General features: G+C 69.6%; 16 protein-coding genes and 2 pseudogenes. 13 read left to right on the top strand and 5 right to left on the bottom strand.

The genetic code is table 11. The features are described from left to right. The first annotated feature begins 599 nt into the window (after window positions 1-599). The 8 genes and pseudogenes from SSPN_RS0118570 to SSPN_RS59975 all read left to right on the top strand — a co-directional run bounded on the left by SSPN_RS0118570 (window position 600) and on the right by SSPN_RS59975 (window position 6,552). Entirely contained in the window at window positions 600-1,457 is an 858-nt protein-coding gene (locus tag SSPN_RS0118570; protein WP_029535474.1) for an NAD(P)-dependent oxidoreductase, read from the top strand. 77 nt (window positions 1,458-1,534) lie between these two features. Further along, the gene (locus tag SSPN_RS62740) at window positions 1,535-1,615 is read left to right on the top strand and encodes a putative leader peptide (RefSeq protein ID WP_420187971.1); all 81 of its coding nucleotides are present in this window, start codon (window positions 1,535-1,537) and stop codon (window positions 1,613-1,615) included. A 93-nt stretch (window positions 1,616-1,708) separates the two neighbouring features. Beyond that, on the top strand, window positions 1,709-2,719 hold the full coding sequence (locus tag SSPN_RS0118575) for an ABC transporter substrate-binding protein (RefSeq protein WP_029535475.1): 1,011 nt from the start codon (window positions 1,709-1,711) through the stop codon (window positions 2,717-2,719). Between the two features lie 59 nt (window positions 2,720-2,778). Continuing rightward, window positions 2,779-3,918: an LLM class flavin-dependent oxidoreductase gene (locus SSPN_RS0118580; protein ID WP_010697007.1), complete on the top strand. Its 1,140-nt coding sequence runs from the start codon at window positions 2,779-2,781 to the stop codon at window positions 3,916-3,918. Window positions 3,919-4,397: 479 nt separating this feature from the next. Beyond that, on the top strand, window positions 4,398-5,573 hold the full coding sequence (locus SSPN_RS0118590; RefSeq protein ID WP_029535477.1) for a thiolase family protein: 1,176 nt from the start codon (window positions 4,398-4,400) through the stop codon (window positions 5,571-5,573). A 102-nt stretch (window positions 5,574-5,675) separates the two neighbouring features. Continuing rightward, entirely contained in the window at window positions 5,676-6,050 is a 375-nt protein-coding gene (locus SSPN_RS0118595) for a Zn-ribbon domain-containing OB-fold protein (protein WP_010697011.1), read from the top strand. A 21-nt stretch (window positions 6,051-6,071) separates the two neighbouring features. After that, window positions 6,072-6,197, top strand: a pseudogene (locus tag SSPN_RS59970) (hypothetical protein); the annotation flags it as partial. A gap of 124 nt (window positions 6,198-6,321) precedes the next feature. Next, complete coding sequence (locus tag SSPN_RS59975) at window positions 6,322-6,552, top strand: hypothetical protein (protein WP_010697016.1); 231 nt, start codon at window positions 6,322-6,324, stop codon at window positions 6,550-6,552. Window positions 6,553-6,633: 81 nt separating this feature from the next. On the opposite strand, the gene SSPN_RS0118610 is transcribed toward SSPN_RS59975, so the two are convergent. Both SSPN_RS0118610 and SSPN_RS0118615 read right to left on the bottom strand, forming a co-directional pair. Continuing rightward, the gene (locus SSPN_RS0118610; protein ID WP_010697018.1) at window positions 6,634-6,906 is read right to left on the bottom strand and encodes a hypothetical protein; all 273 of its coding nucleotides are present in this window, start codon (window positions 6,904-6,906) and stop codon (window positions 6,634-6,636) included. A 209-nt stretch (window positions 6,907-7,115) separates the two neighbouring features. Then, window positions 7,116-8,210, bottom strand: a complete 1,095-nt coding sequence (locus tag SSPN_RS0118615) for an alpha/beta hydrolase (protein WP_010697020.1) — start codon at window positions 8,208-8,210, stop codon at window positions 7,116-7,118. A gap of 163 nt (window positions 8,211-8,373) precedes the next feature. Between SSPN_RS0118615 and SSPN_RS0118620 the strand changes: the two genes are divergently transcribed. Continuing rightward, a complete protein-coding gene (locus SSPN_RS0118620; RefSeq protein ID WP_237710590.1) occupies window positions 8,374-9,495 on the top strand; it encodes an alpha/beta hydrolase in 1,122 nt (373 codons plus the stop codon). 711 nt (window positions 9,496-10,206) lie between these two features. After that, window positions 10,207-10,413: pseudogene (locus SSPN_RS63285) on the top strand (MmcQ/YjbR family DNA-binding protein); the annotation flags it as partial. 156 nt (window positions 10,414-10,569) lie between these two features. Here the strand turns inward: SSPN_RS63285 and lysX are convergent. Beyond that, complete coding sequence (lysX, locus tag SSPN_RS0118630; RefSeq protein WP_044573068.1) at window positions 10,570-13,824, bottom strand: bifunctional lysylphosphatidylglycerol synthetase/lysine--tRNA ligase LysX; 3,255 nt, start codon at window positions 13,822-13,824, stop codon at window positions 10,570-10,572. A gap of 732 nt (window positions 13,825-14,556) precedes the next feature. Next, window positions 14,557-15,375: an alpha/beta fold hydrolase gene (locus SSPN_RS0118635; protein ID WP_010697028.1), complete on the bottom strand. Its 819-nt coding sequence runs from the start codon at window positions 15,373-15,375 to the stop codon at window positions 14,557-14,559. A 77-nt stretch (window positions 15,376-15,452) separates the two neighbouring features. Between SSPN_RS0118635 and SSPN_RS0118640 the strand changes: the two genes are divergently transcribed. Next, complete coding sequence (locus tag SSPN_RS0118640; RefSeq protein ID WP_010697030.1) at window positions 15,453-15,992, top strand: CGNR zinc finger domain-containing protein; 540 nt, start codon at window positions 15,453-15,455, stop codon at window positions 15,990-15,992. 116 nt (window positions 15,993-16,108) lie between these two features. Here SSPN_RS0118640 and SSPN_RS0118645 read toward each other — a convergent pair whose 3' ends face one another. Continuing rightward, entirely contained in the window at window positions 16,109-18,472 is a 2,364-nt protein-coding gene (locus tag SSPN_RS0118645) for a xanthine dehydrogenase family protein molybdopterin-binding subunit (protein WP_010697031.1), read from the bottom strand. Between the two features lie 285 nt (window positions 18,473-18,757). Between SSPN_RS0118645 and SSPN_RS56840 the strand changes: the two genes are divergently transcribed. Both SSPN_RS56840 and SSPN_RS56845 read left to right on the top strand, forming a co-directional pair. Then, window positions 18,758-19,048 (top strand): hypothetical protein, encoded by a 291-nt coding sequence (locus tag SSPN_RS56840; RefSeq protein WP_010697033.1) that lies wholly within the window; start codon window positions 18,758-18,760, stop codon window positions 19,046-19,048. A 232-nt stretch (window positions 19,049-19,280) separates the two neighbouring features. Continuing rightward, the gene (locus tag SSPN_RS56845) at window positions 19,281-19,466 is read left to right on the top strand and encodes a hypothetical protein (RefSeq protein WP_158309590.1); all 186 of its coding nucleotides are present in this window, start codon (window positions 19,281-19,283) and stop codon (window positions 19,464-19,466) included. Window positions 19,467-19,660: the final 194 nt, after the last annotated feature.

Below are 19,660 nucleotides of genomic sequence, written 5' to 3' on the forward strand. Positions count from 1 at the left end.
GGAACGCCCGCTCCCGGTCAGGCCACGCCTTCCGGGTGGGCGCCCTGCCATCGACACGCCGTCGGCGACGATCCGATCGATCTCCGCGAGGCCCTCGGCGGAGAGTTCGACGTCCGCCCGGCGAGGCTGTCCTCGATGTTGCGCGCTGCGCGCACCGACGATCGCCACGCGCACTCCCGACTGGGCCAGCACCCACACGATGGCCAGCCGGCCGACCGAAATGCCCTTTGTCACGCGCCGCAACCTCGCCGTCGTCGACCGCCTCGCGGCGCAGCGGTTCGCCCCGGAACGCCGACGATTGCGACCGCCAGTCGTCCGGCTCGAACGTGACGTCGGCGGTCAGCCACCCGTGCTCGCCTACAGTCCGCTGGCCAGTGGGCTGCTCCACCGCGATCCGGGACACCGTGATGCCGGTCCTGCCCAGGATCGTTTCGCGCATGCCCCCATGACACCGCACCTGGTGCGGACCCGCACGCGGATCACTGTCCACAGTAGCCAACTGAAGGGTTTCCGTTTCTGGCGGTTAGGAGTTGTGCGGCGCGAACCGGCGAGCGGTAGCACAATCGCCATGAGTTCACCCCCGGCGGTAGGAGAATTCGATGACCTCTGTGGCCTTGCTGGGCACCGGCACGATGGGTGCCCCGATGGCGCGCAACCTGCTGGGAGCCGGTTTCCCGGTCCGGGTTTGGAACCGCACGCGCGCCAAGGCGGCACCGCTGTCGGCCGATGGCGCGACCGTCGCGGAGACGCCGGCGGAGGCCGCCCGGGGCGCTGACGTGCTGATCACGATGTTGTTGGACGCGCCCTCCACGGTCGCGGCGGGCGAGGCGGCAGTCCCCGAACTGGCGCCGGGCGCGGTGTGGGTGCAGATGGGCACGATCGGACTGGCGGGTCTGGCCGAAGCACATGCCGCCGCAGGCGGGGTGACGCTGGTCGACGCGCCCGTGCTGGGCACGAAACTCCCGGCGGAGCGCGGCGAACTCGTCGTGCTGGCCGCAGGGCCGACCGAGGTGCGCGACCGCGTGCAACCGCTATTTGACGCCATCGGGCAACGCACCCTCTGGCTCGGCGAGGACGCCTCGGCCGCAGCCGCAACACGGCTGAAACTCGTTGTCAACAACTGGATCCTGACGCTCACGAACGCGGTGGGCGAGGCGATGGCGCTGGCCGGTGCACTGGGCGTGGACCCCGCCGACTTCCTGTCCGCGATCGGCGGAACGGCGACGGATTCTGCATACGCGCAGTTCAAGGGCTCAGCCATCATCAATGGCGACTTCACGCCGTCGTTCGCGTTGCACACCGCGGGCAAGGACGCGGAGTTGGTCGCCGAGGCCGCAGGCGATTCGGTGCGGCTCGACCTCGCGGACGCGGTGCGGGAGCGGTTCCGGCGGGCCGAAGCGGCCGGCCACGGCGACGAGGACATGGCCGCCGCCTACTTCGCATCGTTCCAGGAGTGAAACCCGGATTTCTCGATCCGTGGGAGCCACCGAGCCGTCGTTGACCTTCCCCGCAGGCGGCTGACAGCATCGTGCTCGTGTCCGGACGCATCGCGTTGACCTTCCGCCTGCACGTCGATTTGCGACGGCAGGCCAGCGCAGTCTGTCGTCCCCGCTGAGTTCCTCGCGCTGAATCCTCGCAAACCCCGCAGTTCCGGGGCTATTCTCTCCTGCCCGCGTGCCGTTTTCCCGCAACGATGGAGCAATCGACCGTGCGTCGTCGTGATTTCCTTGCTGCCCTTGCCCTTTCCACCACCTCTGCCGGACTGCTCAGCGCCTGCGCGAGCGGTCGGGACGACCCGGCCCAGGCGCCGGTGCCCGCGCCCGTCGACGCCGGACGACTGACGCAGGTGACCCTGCGAGTCGGCGACCAGAAGGGCAATTCCCGCTCCCTGCTGCGGTCGGCCGGTCTGGACGACTTCCCGTACGCGGTGCAGTGGGCGACCTTCCCGTCCGGTCCGCCGCTGCTGGAAGCGGTGTCGGCGGACGCGATCGACCTCGGCGGCGTCGGCAACACGCCGCCGCTGTTCGCCGCCGCAGCCGGGGCGAAGATGAAGATCATCGCCGCTTCGAAGGGCAACGTCGCCAGCGATGCCCTGGTGGTGCTGCCGAACTCGCCGCTGCAGGGCCGCGACCAGCTCCGGGGCCGCAAGATCGCGGTCGCCAAGGGAAGTTCGGCGCACGGCCAGATCCTGTTGACGTTGCGCGCGGCCGGGCTCACGGTCGACGACGTCGAGCTGGTGTTCCTGCAGCCCTCCGACGCGCTTGGCGCGTTCAAGCAGGGTTCCGTGGACGCGTGGGCGATCTGGGATCCGTACTTCTCGCAGATCCAGCTGGAATCGGGTGCCCGGGTGATCGCCGACGGCCAGGGCACCGCCAACGGCCTGAGCTTCCAGGTCGCGGGAACCGCCGCGCTGGCCGACGCGGGCCGCAACACCGCCATCGCCGACTACCTGGTGCGCCTGGCCAAGGCGCAGCGCTTCGCCGACGGCAACCGGGAGCAGCGCGCGCAGGCCTGGTCGGCGGATACCGGGCTGCGAATCGAGGTGACCCGGCGGGCCACCGGCCTGGGGCCGGACCTGCCGGTGCCGCTGGACGACGCAGTGATCCGCTCTGAGCAGGAACTCGCGGATGCGTTCGTGGCAGCCAAGGAGATCCCCCGCCGGTTCGAATTCGCCGAGTTCGCCGACAACCGATTCGCGCCTCAGCTCGCCGCCGTCTGACACGACTACGCCGCTTCGCTGGACGACAAGCAGACTCCGAGGAATCCGGGAGAACACGCATGAGCGTCACCACGCACTGGTTCTTGCCCACCCACGGCGACGGAAGGTCCATTGTGGACCGTCCGCATGTCACGCCGACCGGGGCCGACACCCCGCGTCAGCCCGACATCGACTACCTGGCGCAGGTCGCGCAGGCCGCCGAGCACCTCGGTTTCACCGGAATGCTCACCCCCACCGGAACCTGGTGCCAGGACGCCTGGATCACCACGGCGGCGCTGCTGGCCCGCACCCAGCGGATCAAGTTCCTGGTGGCGTTCCGGCCCGGCTCGCTGACGCCGACGCTGGCGGCCCAGCTGGCCACCACCTACCAGCGGGTCTCCGGCGGGCGGCTGCTGCTCAACATCGTCACCGGCGGCGAATCCGTCGAGCAGCAGCGCTACGGCGACTGGCTGGACCACGACCAGCGGTACGCCCGCACCGACGAGTTCCTCGCCGCGCTGCGCGGCATCTTCACCGGCGAGGCGCTCGACTTCGACGGCGAGCACTACCAGCTCCGCGGTGCCACCGCGTTCGAGGCGCCGGACCCGCAGCCCCCGCTGTACTTCGGGGGTTCCTCGGACGCCGCCCTGCCGGTGGCGGCGCGCCACGCCGACGTGCACCTGACCTGGGGCGAGCCGCCGGGTGCGGTGGCCCGGAAGGTGCAGCGGCTGCGCGAGCTCGCCGCCGACGAGGGCCGCACCCTGCGGTTCGGCATCCGCGCCCACATCATCACCCGGGACACCAGCGCCGAGGCCTGGGCCACCGCGCAGAAGTTCGTCGACCAGATGGATCCGGTCGACGTGGCCCGCTCCCAGGCGAAGTTCGCGACCACCGAATCCGTCGGCCAGCGAAACATGGCCGCCCTGCACGGCGGTTTGCTGCGCGGCGACGCGCGGGAGCTGGAGATCCACCCCGGGCTGTGGGCGGGTGTCGGGCTGCTGCGCGGCGGCGCGGGCACCGCGTTCGTCGGAAGCCACGCCGAGGTCGCGGACCTGATCGAGGAGTACCACGCGGTGGACATCGAGGAGTTCGTGCTGTCCGGCTACCCACACCTGGAAGAGGCGTACTGGTTCGGCGAAGGCGTGCACCCGGAACTGGCCCGCCGAGGCCTGCTCGCTTCGGCCGAGTCCCCGGCACCCGAACTGGCAACCGCCGGGTGACCTGACTCCAGTTTCAATGGAAATTGCGGGAGATATCCACAACCTTCGGCGTGTCGTGGCCCGCCGCGCCGAAGATCCGCAATTTCAAGCCTTTTTCGTCCGGGTCGATCCGCAGCCACGACGCTGGAAGTCCCACGACGCAAGGTCGTCGCATGCACCGAAGACGCGTAGCCCATCCCCGCAACCGGCATCGCTGCGGGTTCTCAGCTGCCTTCTCGCGAGAACAGCCCGGACGCCGCGTATCGGTCCATACACAAGTCCGGGATGCCACAGCCGAGAAGACCGCTGAGGTCCGCGACCCGCACCGCAACGCAAGAAGAGGCTGCAAAAACGCTCATTGAAACCAGGGCGTCGATTTCCATTGAAATTGCGGTCAGTGCGGTGTCTTGCGTGGTGGGGGGCGGGCGCGTCATCATGATGGGGAGATTTTGGACCACAGCGGTCCGAAATAACTCCGGTACCGCGCAGAGGAGGCAGCGTTGACGGTCTCCCCAGGACGCCAGCCGGTGATCGCCGGTCTGGGCATGACCGAACTGGGCAAGGTTTACGGCCGCACGGCGGGGCAGTTCGCCGCGGACGCCGTGCGGGCCGCCGTCGCCGACGCCGGGCTCAAACTGTCCGATGTGGACGGCATCCTCGCCAACTCCGGTGTGTCCGGCGGCGTCGACATCTGGACGCTGCAGCAGGAACTCCAGGTCCGCGACATGCGGCTGCTGACCGAGATGCAGGCGTTCGGCTCGTCGGCCGGCTCGATGCTCGCCTACGCCTCGATGGCCGTGCAATCCGGCATAGCCGACACCGTCGTGTGCGTGTTCGCCGACGCGCCCCGCCAGCCCGACAAGGGCAGCGCGGCCGCCTACACCGGGCGGCGCAAGCTGGCCGGCTTCGAAGGCCTGCTCGGCGCAAGCGGCCTGACCAGTGTGAACGCCATGTACGCTCAGGCGGCCCGGCGGCACATGAACACCTACGGGACCACCTCCGAGCAGCTCGGCGCGATCGCAGTGGCACAGCGCGAGTGGGCCGCGCGCAACCCGTTGGCGCAGTTGCGGGAACCGATCACGCTCGCCGACCACCAAGCGTCGCGGATGATCGCCGACCCGTTGCGGATGCTGGACTGCTGCCTGGTCAGCAACGGCGGCATCGCCGTCCTGGTCACCTCCGCCGACCGCGCCGCCGACCTGCGGCAACCGCCGGTGCACGTGCTCGGCTTCGCGCAGTGCCACCCCAACTACCCGGCCGCGCGCGGCAGCCAATTCGGCCTGGTCAGCGGGGCGGCGCAGGCCGGTCCGGCCGCGTTGAAGATGGCCGGATTGTCGATCTCCGACGTCGACGTCGTCGAGCTGTACGACTGCTACACCTTCACGGTGCTGATCACGCTGGAGGACTACGGCTTCTGCGCCAAGGGCGAGGGCGGCGAGTTCGCCGCCTCCGGCGCGCTGGCGCCGGGCGGAACCCTGCCGGTCAACACCGGCGGCGGCCAGCTGTCCGCCTACTACATGTGGGGCATGACTCCGCTGTCCGAGGCGGTGATCCAGGCCCGCGGCCACGGCGGAGAACGGCAGGCACCGCGCAACGACGTGATCCTGGTCAGCGGCAACGGCGGCATCCTGGCCCACCACTCCACCGTCGTGCTCAGCCCGAACTCCCCCGATTAAAGAGTGCTTCAAAGTGGTTTGCGTAGCGGTGCGGGTAGCGGAACCTCAAGCGGCTACCGCCGCTTATGGAAAAGACCATCGCTGAATCCTTCTGGAGGAACCGTGATCTCGGTTGCCCGCAACGAGGCGTCCGCCGCGTTCTTCGACGGCAGCGCCCGCGGCGAACTGCTCGTCCGGCGCTGCTCGCGGTGCGCGCCGGTCATCGCGCCCAACGTGCCGCAGTGTCCGGCCTGCGGCTCCACCGAGCTCAGCTGGGAACCCGCGAGCGGTGCCGCGACGCTGGTGACCTGGACCGTGGTGCCCGTTCCCGGCGGCGGCCACGTCGTCGCCGGCATCGTCGAGCTCGCCGAAGGGCCTTGGCTGCACGCCCGGATCCTCGACGTCGCCCCCGAGGACCTCGCCGAGGGAATCGCGCTCGGCGTGGGCTTCGAGCGGCACGAGGACGGCGAAGCCGTGCCGGTTTTCCACGCCGCCTGACCGGAGGCCGCTTCACAGGCCTTGCTGTGGGACCACTGCGGAACCCGCGAGCTGCTCGCGCGTTGGCGCGCGGGACGCGACCGGCTGCTGGCCGTGCTCACCGCCGACCCGGCCGACGGTCGCCTGGTCTGGAACGGGCCGCCGATGAAGCCCGCGTCGATGGCCACCGCGCGGATCACGGAGACCTGGGCACACGGCCAGGGCGTCGCCGACGCCCTCGGCGTCACGCGCGAACCCACCGCCGCGGCTGCGCCGCATCGCGCACCTGGGCGTGCGAACCTTCGGATTCTCCTTCAGCGCCAAGGATATTCCCGTCCCGGGTGCGCCGCCGCAGACCCGAATCAGCGGCCCGGCGCTGGACTTCTGCCTTCTGGTGACGCAGCGTCGGCACCGCGACGACCTGGCGATCACCGCCGTCGGCGACACCGCGCGCCAGTGGCTGACGGTCGCGCAGGCCCCCGCCGGTACACCCGGCGCCGGCCGCGCTCCGATCGGTTCGTGAGCGCTTGCGCCGGTGACAACCGGTATCACCACTCAGAGCGGGGTCGTGAGCGAATATTCCGGTAATAACCAGAAGATTCGCTCACGCGCGCGGCGCGGCCAGCGCGATGTCGTCCGGGCGGACCGGCACCCGGCCCAGCGCCAGACCAGTCGCGTCACGCAACGCGTTGACGATCGCCGGGGTGGACGACAAGATTGGCGGCTCGCCGACTCCGTTCAGGCGGTACGGCGAATCCGGGTGCGGGAACTCCTGCAGCGAGATCGGCATCGGTGACACGTCGATGATGGCCGGGATCGGGTAGACGGTGAACGACGGTTGCGCAGCCTGCCGTTTACGTCGAGCAAAATCCTGCACGGCCTCGGTTTCGGCCGCTCAAGTCCCGTGAGCGCTTTCCGGTGCCATAGCCTGCCGTAGCCCCCAGAAACACTCACGGATGCGCTTTGTCTTTTGAAGCGCAGCTGCCTGGCCCACTACGCGGCTCGCACCGCCGCGGGTTCTCAGACGTCGATGGCGTCTGGGGTCCGCCACCCGCACCGCCACGCAAAACTCCCCTGGCGAACAGATCATCCTGGGTTCAGGCCTAGCCGGTGGGAGATCCACGGCAGGGCGTCGGCGAAGGCCGTGCGCCAGACGTCGAAGGTGTGCTCGCCGCCGGGGATCATCACCAGCTCGGTGTCGATCCCAGCCAGGCGGGACAGCTCGGCTAGCCGGTGCACGGCCGCTCGCGGTTCCGGGTCGTTGTCGCCGACCACGAAGAAGCCGTGCAGTCCGGGAAACCTGCGGTGGGTCAGCAGCCAGGACGGCTCGTGGGCGTCGAAATCCTGCTGCGAGCCGCCGAACAACGCATCGGCAGCCCCCGCCGGGTCGTTCACGTCGCCATCGCGCGGGCCGAGCAAGCCGCCGAAGTCCCCGAAAGTCGCGAACACATCGGGACGGCGCAACGCGAGCATGATCGCGCAGCTGCCGCCTTCACTGAGCCCCGCCACCGCCCAGTCCCGTCCGGGATCGCGGGTGAGGAACCTGCTCTGCACCAACCGGGGGACGTCCTCGGTCAGGTAGGTCTCGGCGTTGCCGCGTGCGCTGTCGACGCATTCGGTGTCCGCGAAGACGCCGCCGTTGACATCGGGGATCACGACGATCGGCGCGACGCCACCGTGCTGGGCCGCCCACCCGTCGGCGGTCCGCTGCGCCGCTCCGCCGTCCAGCCAGTCCGTCGGGCTGCCCGGAGTGCCGTGCAGCAGGACGATCACCGGCAACCTCGGCCGCGGGCTGGCGAACCACGCGGGCGGCAGGTACACGTTGGCCGGGCGTGCCTGGAATCCCGAGGCCCGGCCCGGGATGTCGACGGTGACCACGATGCCGGACGCCGGAGGTGCCATCTGGGCGTTGAGCATCGCCAGCGAACCCTCGCTCTCCTCAGCCACCCCGAGCGCCTGGGCGAGCGTCAGGTAGTAGCCGAAGTACGCGTTCACCCCGACCAACGCGTTCAGCGCGAGCGCGGCCACGACGAGCGGGACGAGCAGCCAGCGCGCAGCGCGGTCGCGGAACCGCCACACCAGCACCACGAGCAACAGCAGCGCTGCGGCCAGCAGCAGCGTGCGCACCGGCCAAAAGTCGATCAGTGAGAGATCCGCACAGAAATCGGCCAACCACCGCATTTCCGGCAACCTCCCATCATCCCGACACCGACCAATGTAAACGCCCGCCAGCGTACCGGGGATTTTGCCGGAACGAACCGGAAAACCGGTTCATACGGACGAAATCGCCGGACAGCACAGCGATTCCACCCGATGGGTAATAATCGTCTTCGTGCGGGTGGCATTGACGAGTGGCATAGGCACGGGACCGCAGCTCCCCGCTTCGGTCACCGAACAGGCGGGCGGGCGCAGTCCACTGGAGTCCGTGGTGCTGGTGGGGATGCTCGCAGTGCTGACCATCGGCGCGATCGTGGTCGTGAAGCGGCGAAAATTGCGCAGAATCGCCTATTCCGTCCCGGTTCTGCTGGCGCTGCTGACGTGCGCGGCCGGGGTCAACAGCTACGTCGGCTACGTTCGGTCGTTCGACGACCTCGGTCGGTTGCTGATGCTCGCCAGCGGCGGCAACAGCGACACCGAACCAACTGCGGTGCAGCCGAACCTGGTGCCGGGCGGCGTGCGGGTGACCGACGTCTCGCTGCCCGATCCGCGGCTGGGCATCCCGACCGGCCGCACCCGGGTGCTACTGCCGCCCGGATACGACGACCCAGCGCGGGCCAATGAGCGCTATCCGGTGGTCTACCTCGTGCACGGCTACCCCAGCGGCGGCCCGGACGACTGGCTCGGCCCAGGTGGCGCGGTGCAGACCCTGCAGTCGCTGTCGGACGCCCGCGCCGTGGGGCCGATGATCGTCGTCGCGGTGGACGCCACCGCGGGCACCGGAACCGACTGGGAGTGCCTGAACGTGCCGGGCGGCCCGCAGCTCGAGTCGTACCTGACCACGACCGTGCCGCAAGCGATCGACGCCCGGTTCCGCACGCTCCCCGACCGGGGCGACCGGGCGATCGGCGGGATGAGCGGCGGCGCGTTCTGCGCGCTGAACCTGGCGCTGCGCAACCAGAACACCTACTCGGTGATCCTGGCCAGCGAGCCCTACGACGACCCCGAAACCACCTTGCTGGACGGCCACCCCGACCTGCTGCGCGCCAACACCCCGCGCGAGTACCTCCCGACGCTGCCGCTGACGCGACCGCTCTCGGTGATGCTGCACGCCGGTGTCGTCGCGCACTCCGACGTCGACCTCGCCTACCGGCTCGGCGACCAGCTCGCCGCTAACGGTGCGAACGTCGCGGTGCGCACCGAACCGGGCGAATGGCACACGTGGCGCAACGCCCGCATCGGCCTGCCCTACCTGCTGACCTTCGCCGCAGAGAACTTCACCGCCGACCAACCACCGGAACACCACTGATAGAACCACCGTTTCCGCACGTCAAAGCCCACGAGCGCGTCTAGTCGTCATGTCGGTTCCCCGGGATGCGGCGTTGTCACGGCGCCGCTCGTGCCTCGAAGCACCAAGGCCCTTAACACGCCCTCGCGGGGCCGGGCAATGCCGGTGATGGGTCTGAGGCGAACGGACTGTTCGCCTCACCTATTGACGCGAACAGTCCGTTCGCTTCACACCAACAACCCAGCACCCAGAACTCGAGTGAACGAAGTGAACGGACTGTTCGTCACGCCTATTGACGCGAACAGTCCGTTCGCTTCACACCAACGACGCGCGGGTACACCGCCGCCCCACAACGAGTTCCCAAGCGAGCCCTTCGGCACCCAGAAACACCCGCGGATCCTGAGCAGTGGGAACGGCGGCCGATTCGGGGCGTAGCCACCGGGGCCAAGCGCCGTTGTCGGTGCGCGCGGTCACAATCTGCCAATTTGGTTCCGCCCATTAACGCGTCGGACGAACGACGAGCGAGATCGCCGAGTTCCGCAGCGCGAACAGTCCGTTCGCTTCACACCAACGACGCGCGGGTACACCGCCGCCCCACAACGAGTTCCCAAGCGAGCCCTTCGGCACCCAGAAACACCCGCGGATCCTGAGCAGTGGGAACGGCGGCCGATTCGGGGCGTAGCCACCGGGGCCAAGCGCCGTTGTCGGTGCGCGCGGTCACAATCTGCCAATTTGGTTCCGCCCATTAACGCGTCGGACGAACGACGAGCGAGATCGCCGAGTTCCGCAGTCTGGCGCTGGCTCGCGCTGCCGGAGACGACGGAAGACACACACTTCCGCATGCCCGCCTTCGCGGTGCGAGGCAAGAGCTTCGCCTCGATCGACGAGGACGGCGACCACGTGATGCTCTCGCTCGCCGAAGTCGAGGCGCAGGCCGCAGCCACCGCAGATGCCGGCATCGTCGAGGAGGTGCGACGCTTCGACAAGCCGATCGGGATCCGGTCCGGGTCGGCATCGCACGGATCCCGACCGTGCGGCTGGTCGAGCTGGTCGAGCTGGTCGAGCTCGCGTGGCGGCACAAGGCGCCGAAGCGGCTCAGCGCCGAGCGGCGAGATCCGCCCTGACCAGCGGGAATGCCAGGGTCTCGCGGATCGATCCGCCGGTGAGCAGCATGATCAGCCGGTCCACGCCGAGCCCCAGCCCGCCGGTGGGCGGCATCGCGTACTCCAGAGCCGCGAGGAAGTCCTCGTCGAGCTCCATCGCCTCCGGGTCGCCGCCCGCGGCGTGCATGGACTGTTCGGTGAGCCGGCGGCGCTGCTCGATCGGATCGATCAGCTCGGAGTAGCCCGTGCCCAGCTCGGTGCCGAACGCGACCAGGTCCCAGCGCTCCGCTAGGCGCGGATCGGTCCGGTGCGGCCTGGTCAGCGGCGAGACCTCGGCCGGGAAGTCGGTGTAGAACGTGGGCTCGGTGGTACGGGCTTCCACCAGCCGCTCGTACATCTCCAGCAGCACCGCGCCGCGCACCCAGCTCTCGTGGTACGGCACCGACACCGCGTCGCACAGCTTCCGGAGGCGGGGCAGCTCGGTGTCGGCGGTGACTTCCTCGCCCAGCGCCGCCGACACCGCGTCGTTGACCGACACGACCGGCCAGTCACCACCGAGGTCGAACTCGCCGTCCGGGCCGACCGCCGTGGGCGTGCCGCGCGCGGCGGTCGCGGCAGCCAGCACCAGCTCCCGGCACAGCTTGCGCATCGTCGTGTAGTCGCCGAAGGCCTGGTACGCCTCCAGCATCGTGAACTCGGGATTGTGCTTGTGCGAAACGCCTTCGTTGCGGAAGTTCCGGCCGATCTCGAACAGCCGCTCCACGCCGCCCACGCACAGCCGCTTGAGGTACAGCTCCGGGGCGATCCGCAGGTACAGGCGCATGTCGTAGGCGTTGCTGTGGGTGGTGAACGGCCGCGCGTTGGCCCCGCCGTGCACCGGCTGCAGCATCGGCGTCTCGACTTCGAGGAAATCCGATCGAACCAGCGTTTCCCGCAGCGCGTGCACCGCGGCGCCGCGGGCCCGCAGGGTTTCGCGGGCTTCCGGGCGCATGATCAGGTCCACGTGGCGCTGCCGCACGCGGGCTTCGGGATCGAGCAGGCCCCGGTGCTTGTCCGGCAGCGGGTGCAGGCACTTCGCCGCCAGCTGCCAGTCGCTCGCCAGCACCGACACCTCGCCGTGCCGCGACGTGACCACTTCGCCGGTCACCGACACCTGGTCGCCGATGTCGACCCGCTGCCGCCAGGCCTGCTGCAGCTCGGTCCCGGAGTCCTTGGTGGTGAGCATCACCTGGAGGTCGCCGGAGAAGTCCCGCAGCGTCGCGAAGCAGACCCCGCCGTGGTCGCGCAGCAGCACCACGCGCCCGGCCACCGAAGTGTGCTCGCCGGTCCGGGCGTCGGCCGGGAGGTCCCGGTAGTTCACGGCGACGGCCCGGCAACGTTCGGTGCGCGGTACCGCGACCGGGTAGGGTTCGATGCCGTTGGCCCGCAAGGCGTCCAGCTTCTCCTGCCGCACCTGCTGCTGCTCCGATCCGACGCGCCGCGGCACCTCGGATTCCGCTTCCAGCTCCGGGAGTTCCACCTCCTCGTCCAATGTGGACTTCCGGCGCGGCGTGGGCAGGAAGCCCTCCGCGACCGCCGAAGCGATGCCGACCCGCGCGAGGTCGCGCCGCTCGGCGAACGCCACGTAACGCGGGAACCAATGCGGCAGGTACTTGACGTTCGACCGGTACAGCGACTCCAGCTGCCACCAGCGGGAGAAGAACAGCAGCAGACCTCGCCAGGCCCGCAGCACCGGACCGGCGCCGATCCGCGCGCCTTCCTCGAATGCGGCGCGGAACATCGCGAAGTTCAGCGAGATCCGCTCCACCCCGAGCCGGGGCGCGGCCTGAGCCAGCAAGCTGACCATGAACTCGACGACGCCGTTGTCCGCATTGCGGTCGCGGCGCATGACGTCCAGCGACAACCCGTTGTGGCCCCACGGCACGAGGGAAAGCAACGCCACCGGCTCGCCGCGGTCGGTCTGCGCCTCGACCAGCACGCAGTCGCCGTCCTGCGGGTCGCCGAGCCGGCCGAGCGCCATCGAGAAGCCGCGCTCGCTCTCGGTGTCGCGCCAGGCTTCGGCCAGCCGCGCGATCTCGGCCATCTCCGCCTCCGGCACCTCCCGGTGCCGCCGGACGCGCGCGGTGTGCCCGGCGCGCTGAACCCGGTTCACCGCCTGCCGCACCGGGCGCATGTCCCGGCCGTCCAGGCCGAACTCCGCGATGTGCAGCACCGCTTCGTCACCGAGCTGCAGGATCTTCATCCCCGCGCGCGAGTACGCCGTCGCACCGGGTTCGCTGACGCCCATCACCGCTGGCGTCCAGGTGTACTCCCGGCACATCGCCAGCCACTTGTCGATCGCCGGCCGCCAGGCCTCCGGGTCGCCGAGCGGGTCACCGCTGGCCAGGCAGACCCCGGCTACCACTCGGTAGGTGATGGCGGCCTTGCCGCTATCGGAGAACAGCACCGCCTTGTCGCGGCGGGTGGCGAAGTAACCCAGCGAATCGCGTTCGCCGTGCTCGGCGAGCAGCCGTCGAACTTGCTGTTCCTCGTCGGGACGCAGGGCTGCGGCGAGCCGCTGAGCGCGTAGCAGCAGGAACAGCGCGGTGAACAGGGCAGCCGCGCCGAACAGGCCGAGGACGAAGTTGACCCAGCCGGGTGCATGCCCGACCCCGGTGATGGTGAAGTCGATCGCTCCGCCGAGCACCCGCTCGATGGTCCAGGTCAACCGTTCCTGCGCGCCTCGCAGGGAACCCGGGAACAACGAGACCAGGCCGTAGCCGAGCCCCACAAACGCCGCGATGAGCAGCACGAACACCACCGCCGCCTGGTAGCCGCTGCCGCGTTTGGCGCGGCCGTAGAACTCGCCGCGCGCTAGCCACAGCGGCACGAACCCCAGCGCCGAGACGATGATGTTGGTGCCGAAGGCCCACTCGTGGGCGACTGCCACGTGATAGCGGGCGCCCAGCTCTTCCATCCACAGCGCCTCGATGCGGTCGCCCAGCACCACGAGCACCACGACGTCGCCGAGCACCTGTAGCGCCAGGATGCCGATCAGGATCCACAGCGCCAGCCGCTTCCTGCGTTTCAGCGCGGCCGCCAGCACCGCCAGGAACGCCCCGTAAGCGAGGTTCGGCGGAGCCGGGAACAGCACGTTGTCGACGAACCTGCGCACCGGCTGCATGTTCCCGAACAGCGCGAGGCCCACCGCCGAGGCCACGCACAGCAGCGCCACGACGAGCACTGTGCCGGCAGTGATGCTCGGCATCCGGCTGCGCCACTGTCGCCGCGCGGTCTCCTCCTGCTGGGCCACTGCGTCCCTCCCCGGCCGTGGATCGGCGGTGAGGTAGTCGGGGTCAGCTCACCGCATTCGCGCCGCCACCAATCTACGACCGGTCGCAGGCTCCGCGCCGCCACCCCGACCACACGTCACGCGATTTCATTGATCTTGGTACCCAATTCGGCGATGTCCGCCCACAGAGGACCAACCGGCCGATTGGGATCCCGCAGTCAACTCCCGGCATCCGCCAGCAGGCTCGCCAGCTGCTCCGGGCGGTTCGCGCCGCCGTGCGACAGCACCACACCGGAACCGGTTGTGCCGACGGCGTACGGCGGCTTGGAACGTTGTTGGCGTCGAAGACGTCCGGGCCGGTCACCAACGACAGCGAGATCCCGTGCCCGTCGAGGTACTCCCGAGCCTCTTCCGTCTCACCAACGTCAGCAGCACCACGGGCAACGTCGCGACGGCCGCGCCGAACGCCGCAAGCGGCTTAGCCGCCTTGGCCCACCCTCGCAGCCTGCGTCGCCGCGGGTTCTCAGCGGTCTTCTCGCGAGGACAGCCCGGACGCCGCGTGTGGTAATGCACAAGTCCAGGATCCCGGAGCCGAGAAGGCCGCTGAAGTTCCGCCACGCGCAACGCAAGGAGAGGGGTTGGAAACGCTCATTGAACTGCGACCGGGATCCGGTGTCGGGGATCCTCCCACAGGCAGGGGCGCCTCGGTTAGCCGGCGAGGAAGTCGTTGATCAGCGTTGTGAGGGCCGCCGGGTTGTCTTCCTGGACCAGGTGCCCGGCCCCGGCGATCCAGTTCAGGTCGGCATGCGGGATCCGCTGTGCCAGGTTCTTCGCGCGGTCCGGCGGTAGCCAGGTGTCGTGGTCGCCCCAGGCGATCACGACCGGGCAGTCGACTTCCGCGTAGCGGTCCTCCACCTCTCGGGTGAAGCGTTCGTCGGCCTGGCCGATCTGGCGGTAGAACGCCGGTTGGCCAGCCTCGCCGAGCCAAGGTTCGACCAGCGCGTCGAGCACTTCGCCGCGCAGTTCGCGGTGCGCCGCCGTCGCGATGTAGGCGCGGACCAGCGCCTCGTGCAGGTTCGGCGGCAACGCCGCGAAGACCTCGGAATTCTGCTTCACCAGGCGGAAGAAGTCCGATCCCCACGGGCGCACGCTGACCGCGTCGACCAACGCCAGCCGTCCATATCGGACACCGTCTAGCAAGGTCGATCGCAGCGCCACCGCTCCGCCGAAGTCGTGGGCGACCACCGCGGGGGCGCGCAGGCCCCAGTGCCGCAGCAGGCCGGTGAACACCTCCTGCTGGGCCGCCAGCGAGACGTCCTGACCGGCGTGCTTCTCCGACCGCCCGTAGCCCGGCATGTCCCAGACGAACACCCGGTGCCGGACGCTGAGCACATCGGCGACGTCGCGCCAGACGTACGACGAGAACGGTGTCCCGTGCAGCAGCACCACCGGATCCCCCTGTCCCAGGCTCGCCCAGCGGACCGTTCCGTGCGGCGACTCGTACTGCTCCGGCAGCTCCCAGCCCATGCCTACCTCCAGTTACCATCTAACAAGCCCTGCTAGTAACGTTACCAGCTGAGGCGAGATGTCGGTAATCTGAATTAGTGGCATACGACCGACCGGCCGCGCCCGGCGACCTCGAAGCAATCGAAGCGTTCGGCAATTCCGCACGTTTCCTGCACGACGAGGACGCCTTCGCGAACCTGCCGAGCACCCGGGACTGGTTACGGACGCGCGAATGGCACGACGTGGCCGACGAACTGGACGAATCCGCGCACCGAGAACTGGTGCGCGCCCGCGAGGCGATCCGCGCACATCTCGCCGGAACCGACTCAGCGGAGCTGAACGAATACGCGCGCCGCCTCCTGCGTCCGCCGCAGTGGCAGGACGGCCAGACGGTGATCCCGACGGCGCACGCCACCGCGGCCGGGCGGCTGATCGGCCGGCTGATCGCGACCCTGGTCATCGACGGGCTGACCGGCAAGCCCGGCCGGCTGAAGGTCTGCCGCGCCGAAGACTGCCGCTGGCTCTACTACGACCGGTCCCCCGGCAACAACAGCATCTGGTGCAGCATGGACATCTGCGGAGCACGCCACAAGATGCGCGCCTACCGAACGCGCCGAACCCGTTCGGGAAATGAGTGAGGGGCACCCTCGACCGCTCGGTGAACTGCTCCCCGGAAGTTGGACTGAGAAATTCAGTTCGATCTCCGGGGAGCGGTTCACGGTCGGGGGTGCCCCTCGCCTTGAACAGGGCGGGATCAGGCCACGGCTTCGTCCGCGTCGTCCGGGGCGTCCGCAGGACGCACCGGCAGCGCGTCGAAGGCCGCCGGCGGCTCCTGCCAATGCGTTGCCGACCCACCGGCCTGGATCGCCTTCCACACCCGCTCCGGGGTGGTCGGCATGTCGACGTGCCGCACCCCGAGGTGCTTGAGCGCGTCCACCACCGCGTTCTGCACCGCAGGCGTGGAACCGACGGTGGCGGACTCGCCGATTCCCTTGGCACCCAACGGGTTGTGCGGGCTCGGCGTCTCGGTGTTCGACGCCTCGAAGGACGGCAGGTCCGCCGCCGACGGGATCGTGTAGTCGGCGAGAGTGCCGGTCTCCGGGTTGCCCTCGGCGTCGAAGGTCACCTGCTCCCACAGCGCCTGCGCGATGCCCTGGGCCGCGCCGCCGTGCTGCTGGCCGCGCACGATCATCGGGTTGAGCACCCGGCCGCAGTCGTCCACCGCGATGTGCCGCAGCGGCCGGACGAACCCGGTCTCCACGTCCACCTCGACCACCGACACGTGCGCGCCGAACGGGAACGTCGCGCCGCCGGGCGCGAAGTCGATGTTCGCGGCCAGCCGCCCGCCGTCCTCGCCAGCGGCGCGGGCGAGCTCCGCCCAGGCGATCGTCGCGCTCGGCACCCCGGCCACGCCGAGCTCGCCGCCGTCGGTCAGCTGGATGTCGTCGACAGACGCCTCCAGGCGGGACGCGGCCAGCTCCTTGGCCTTCTGCAACACTTCCTGGCCAGCCTCCTGCACGGCGCTGCCAGCGATCTGCAGCGACCGGGACCCGCCCGTCCCGCCGCCGCGCGGCACCTCCGCCGTGTCGGACTGCACGAACTCGATCGACTCCATCGGAAGGCCCAGCGTGTCGGAGACGATCATCGCGAAGGAGGTGGCGTGTCCCTGGCCGTGCGCGGACGTGCCGACCTTGATCCGGGCGCCGTTCTCGTGCACCTCGACCTCGGCGTAGTCCCCCGCACCACCGCCGGTGATCTCCACGTAGGCGCTCACACCGATGCCCAGCAGCACTTTCTCACCGGCGTCGATGCGACGCGCCTGCTCGGCACGCAGCGCGTCGTAGTCGGCCAGCCGGAGCGCCTCGTCGAAGGGCAGCGCGTAGTCGCCGCTGTCGTAATTGGCGCCGACAACCGTCTTGTACGGGAAGGCCTCCGGAACGAGGAAGTTCTTGCGCCGCAAAGCAATCGGATCCATCTCAAGCTCGGCCGCGGCCAGGTCCATCAGCCGCTCCAGCATCGCCGCTGCTTCCGGCCGCCCCGCGCCGCGAAATGCGCCGGTCGGCGTGGTGTTGGTGATCGCGGCGAGCGCGTCGTAGCTGATCTTCGGGATCTGGTAGACGCCCTGCGACATCATGCGCGTCGAGCTCAAGGCCAGCGCGCCGCCCCAGCCCGCGTAAGCGCCGGAGTCGCCGATGACGCGGCAGCGCAGGCCGACGATGGTGCCGTCGCGCTTGAGCCCCAGCTCCGCGTACTGCACCTGCGCGCGACCGTGCGGCATCGCCTGCATGTTCTCCGAGCGCGTCTCGATCCACCGGACCGGGCGTCCCAGGCGTTTGGCCGCCGCGATGGCGACCGCGTGCTCCGAGATCACCCCGGCCTTGCCGCCGAACCCGCCGCCGACGTGCGGGGAGATCACCCGCACCCGCTCCGGCTGCCAACCGAAGGCCTTGGCCACCCCGTCGCGCAGGCCGTGCGGCATCTGCGTCGAGACATGCACCGTGACCTCGTACTCCTCGTCCGGGCCGCCCGGCTGCACCGCGATGACGTTGCCCTCCAGCGGAACCACCGCGACGCGCTGGTTCTCGATGCGGGCCCGCACCACGACGTCCGACTCGGCCAGCACGTCCGCCCCGGCCGAGTCGCGGTACCCACCGGCCACGTTCGACCCCAGCTCCGGGAACTGCTGCTCCGCCTCGGGATCCAGGGCATGCTCAGGGTCCGCGACGACGGGCAGCGGGTCGTAGTCGACGTCGACCAGCTCGATCGCGTCGGCGACCGCAGCGGCGCTCTCGCCGACGACCACCGCGACCGCCTCACCGACGAACCGAACCCGGTCGGTGGCCAGCGGGGGTCGCTTGACGTTCGGGTTGAGATCGACGAACGGCGGTGGGATCGGCACGTCCAGGTCGGCCGCGGAGAACGCGGCGACGATGCCCGGCGCGGCGGCGGCCGCTGCGACGTCGATGCCGCCGATCTGCGCGTGCGCGACCGGCGAGCGGACGAACCCGAGGTGCAGCATGCCCTCCAGTTCGAGGTTGCCGACGTAGGTGCCCCGACCGCGGAGCAGTTCCGGGTCTTCGACCCGTTGGACCTCGGTCCCCAGCAATGAACCCACCATGTTCGAACCCTATCCGTCCAGCCGCCGACAAGCATTTAAAAAAAACCAGCCGCGAACGGAGCCCTACAACGAACATCCGGCAAAAATTCCCGCCCACCCGGATCCTGGCCCGACCACTCCTGCCAAGCGGACATGCGGCCTGAGCACCCGTGATTTTCTTTAAATCAACCCCTGGTTCGTGTTGATCTTGCTTGGTGATGTGGGTGGCGGGGTCGTAGCAGGCTCTGTCACGCCAGCAGGTCCAGATGACGCGCAGCCGGACGCGGGCGAGGATGCGGAGGCGGGGTGGAGTTTGCCGCGGGCTCGGGCGTTGTCGTGGATCGTGGCGGCCCAGTCGCTGCCGTGGCGGCTGTTGTCGGCGAAGGTCATCAAAGCTTGGCGGGCGCGGCGGTTGACCGCGTGCCGGAAGGTAACGGTGTGGTGTTTGCCGGACTCTTTGGTGATCGGGACGGCGCCGGTCTCGGTGGCGAGTTGCGCGCAGCTACCGGCGCGTTCGACATGGGGCCGATCTCGCCGATGATCTGGCCGAGGTTGATGGTGCCGATGCTGGGCAGTTCGGCCAGCAGTGGCGCGTAGGGGTGGCGTTTCACGGCGTCGGCGATGGCCTTGTCGAGCACGCGGATGGCGTGCGGATGGTCGTGCGGATCGCTTGGATGAGTGGGACCTGGATGGGGACGAGCTGGGCGACGGTGGACGGGCCGAGCCGGGAAGCCGCGGTCGGGGCGGCGCGAAGCCGCTCGATGAGCACAGTGCCGGGGCGTTTGCCGGAGTAGCCGTGGCGCTTGCAAAGGCTTCCAGGTCGGCGGCTGTGAGCGTGGTGACGGCCTCGGGGGGTGGTCGGGTAAGCGTCCAGGAAGGCCAGGGCGATGTCGCTGTCCAGGCTGGCGAACACGACCTTGCCGCCGGGCCAGTGCCCGGCCAGCAGCGCGGCGAGCTGCTTGACCGCGCCGATGCGGCCCTCGATGTCGCCGACGCGTTGCCGGTCAACGCCTGAAGTTCCACAGTGGCCGGGTCCGTCGGGTCAACGTGCGCAGTTGATGCGTCGGTGGTGTGAAGCGAACGGACCATTCACGCCAATACGCCACAAACAGGCCGTTCGCCTCACACTCACCGGCGTTGCCCGGTAGTCCGAAGCGCCCCGGACTGCCGGGCGCGCGAAGAGCCTGGGCGCTTCAAAGACACGAGCGG

Source organism: Saccharopolyspora spinosa NRRL 18395 (assembly GCF_000194155.1).
GTDB classification, from domain to species: Bacteria; Actinomycetota; Actinomycetes; order Mycobacteriales; family Pseudonocardiaceae; genus Saccharopolyspora; species Saccharopolyspora spinosa.

Excerpts from the sequence above, each read along its gene's own strand:
- SSPN_RS0118570 (WP_029535474.1), top strand. The coding sequence starts at position 600 with ATGACCTCTGTGGCCTTGCTGGGCACCGGCACGATGGGTGCCCCGATG.
- SSPN_RS0118580 (WP_010697007.1), top strand. The coding sequence starts at position 2,779 with ATGAGCGTCACCACGCACTGGTTCTTGCCCACCCACGGCGACGGAAGG.
- SSPN_RS0118615 (WP_010697020.1), bottom strand. The coding sequence starts at position 8,210 with ATGCGGTGGTTGGCCGATTTCTGTGCGGATCTCTCACTGATCGACTTT.
- lysX (WP_044573068.1), bottom strand. The coding sequence starts at position 13,824 with ATGCCGAGCATCACTGCCGGCACAGTGCTCGTCGTGGCGCTGCTGTGC.
- SSPN_RS0118635 (WP_010697028.1), bottom strand. The coding sequence starts at position 15,375 with ATGGGCTGGGAGCTGCCGGAGCAGTACGAGTCGCCGCACGGAACGGTC.
- SSPN_RS0118645 (WP_010697031.1), bottom strand. The coding sequence starts at position 18,472 with ATGGTGGGTTCATTGCTGGGGACCGAGGTCCAACGGGTCGAAGACCCG.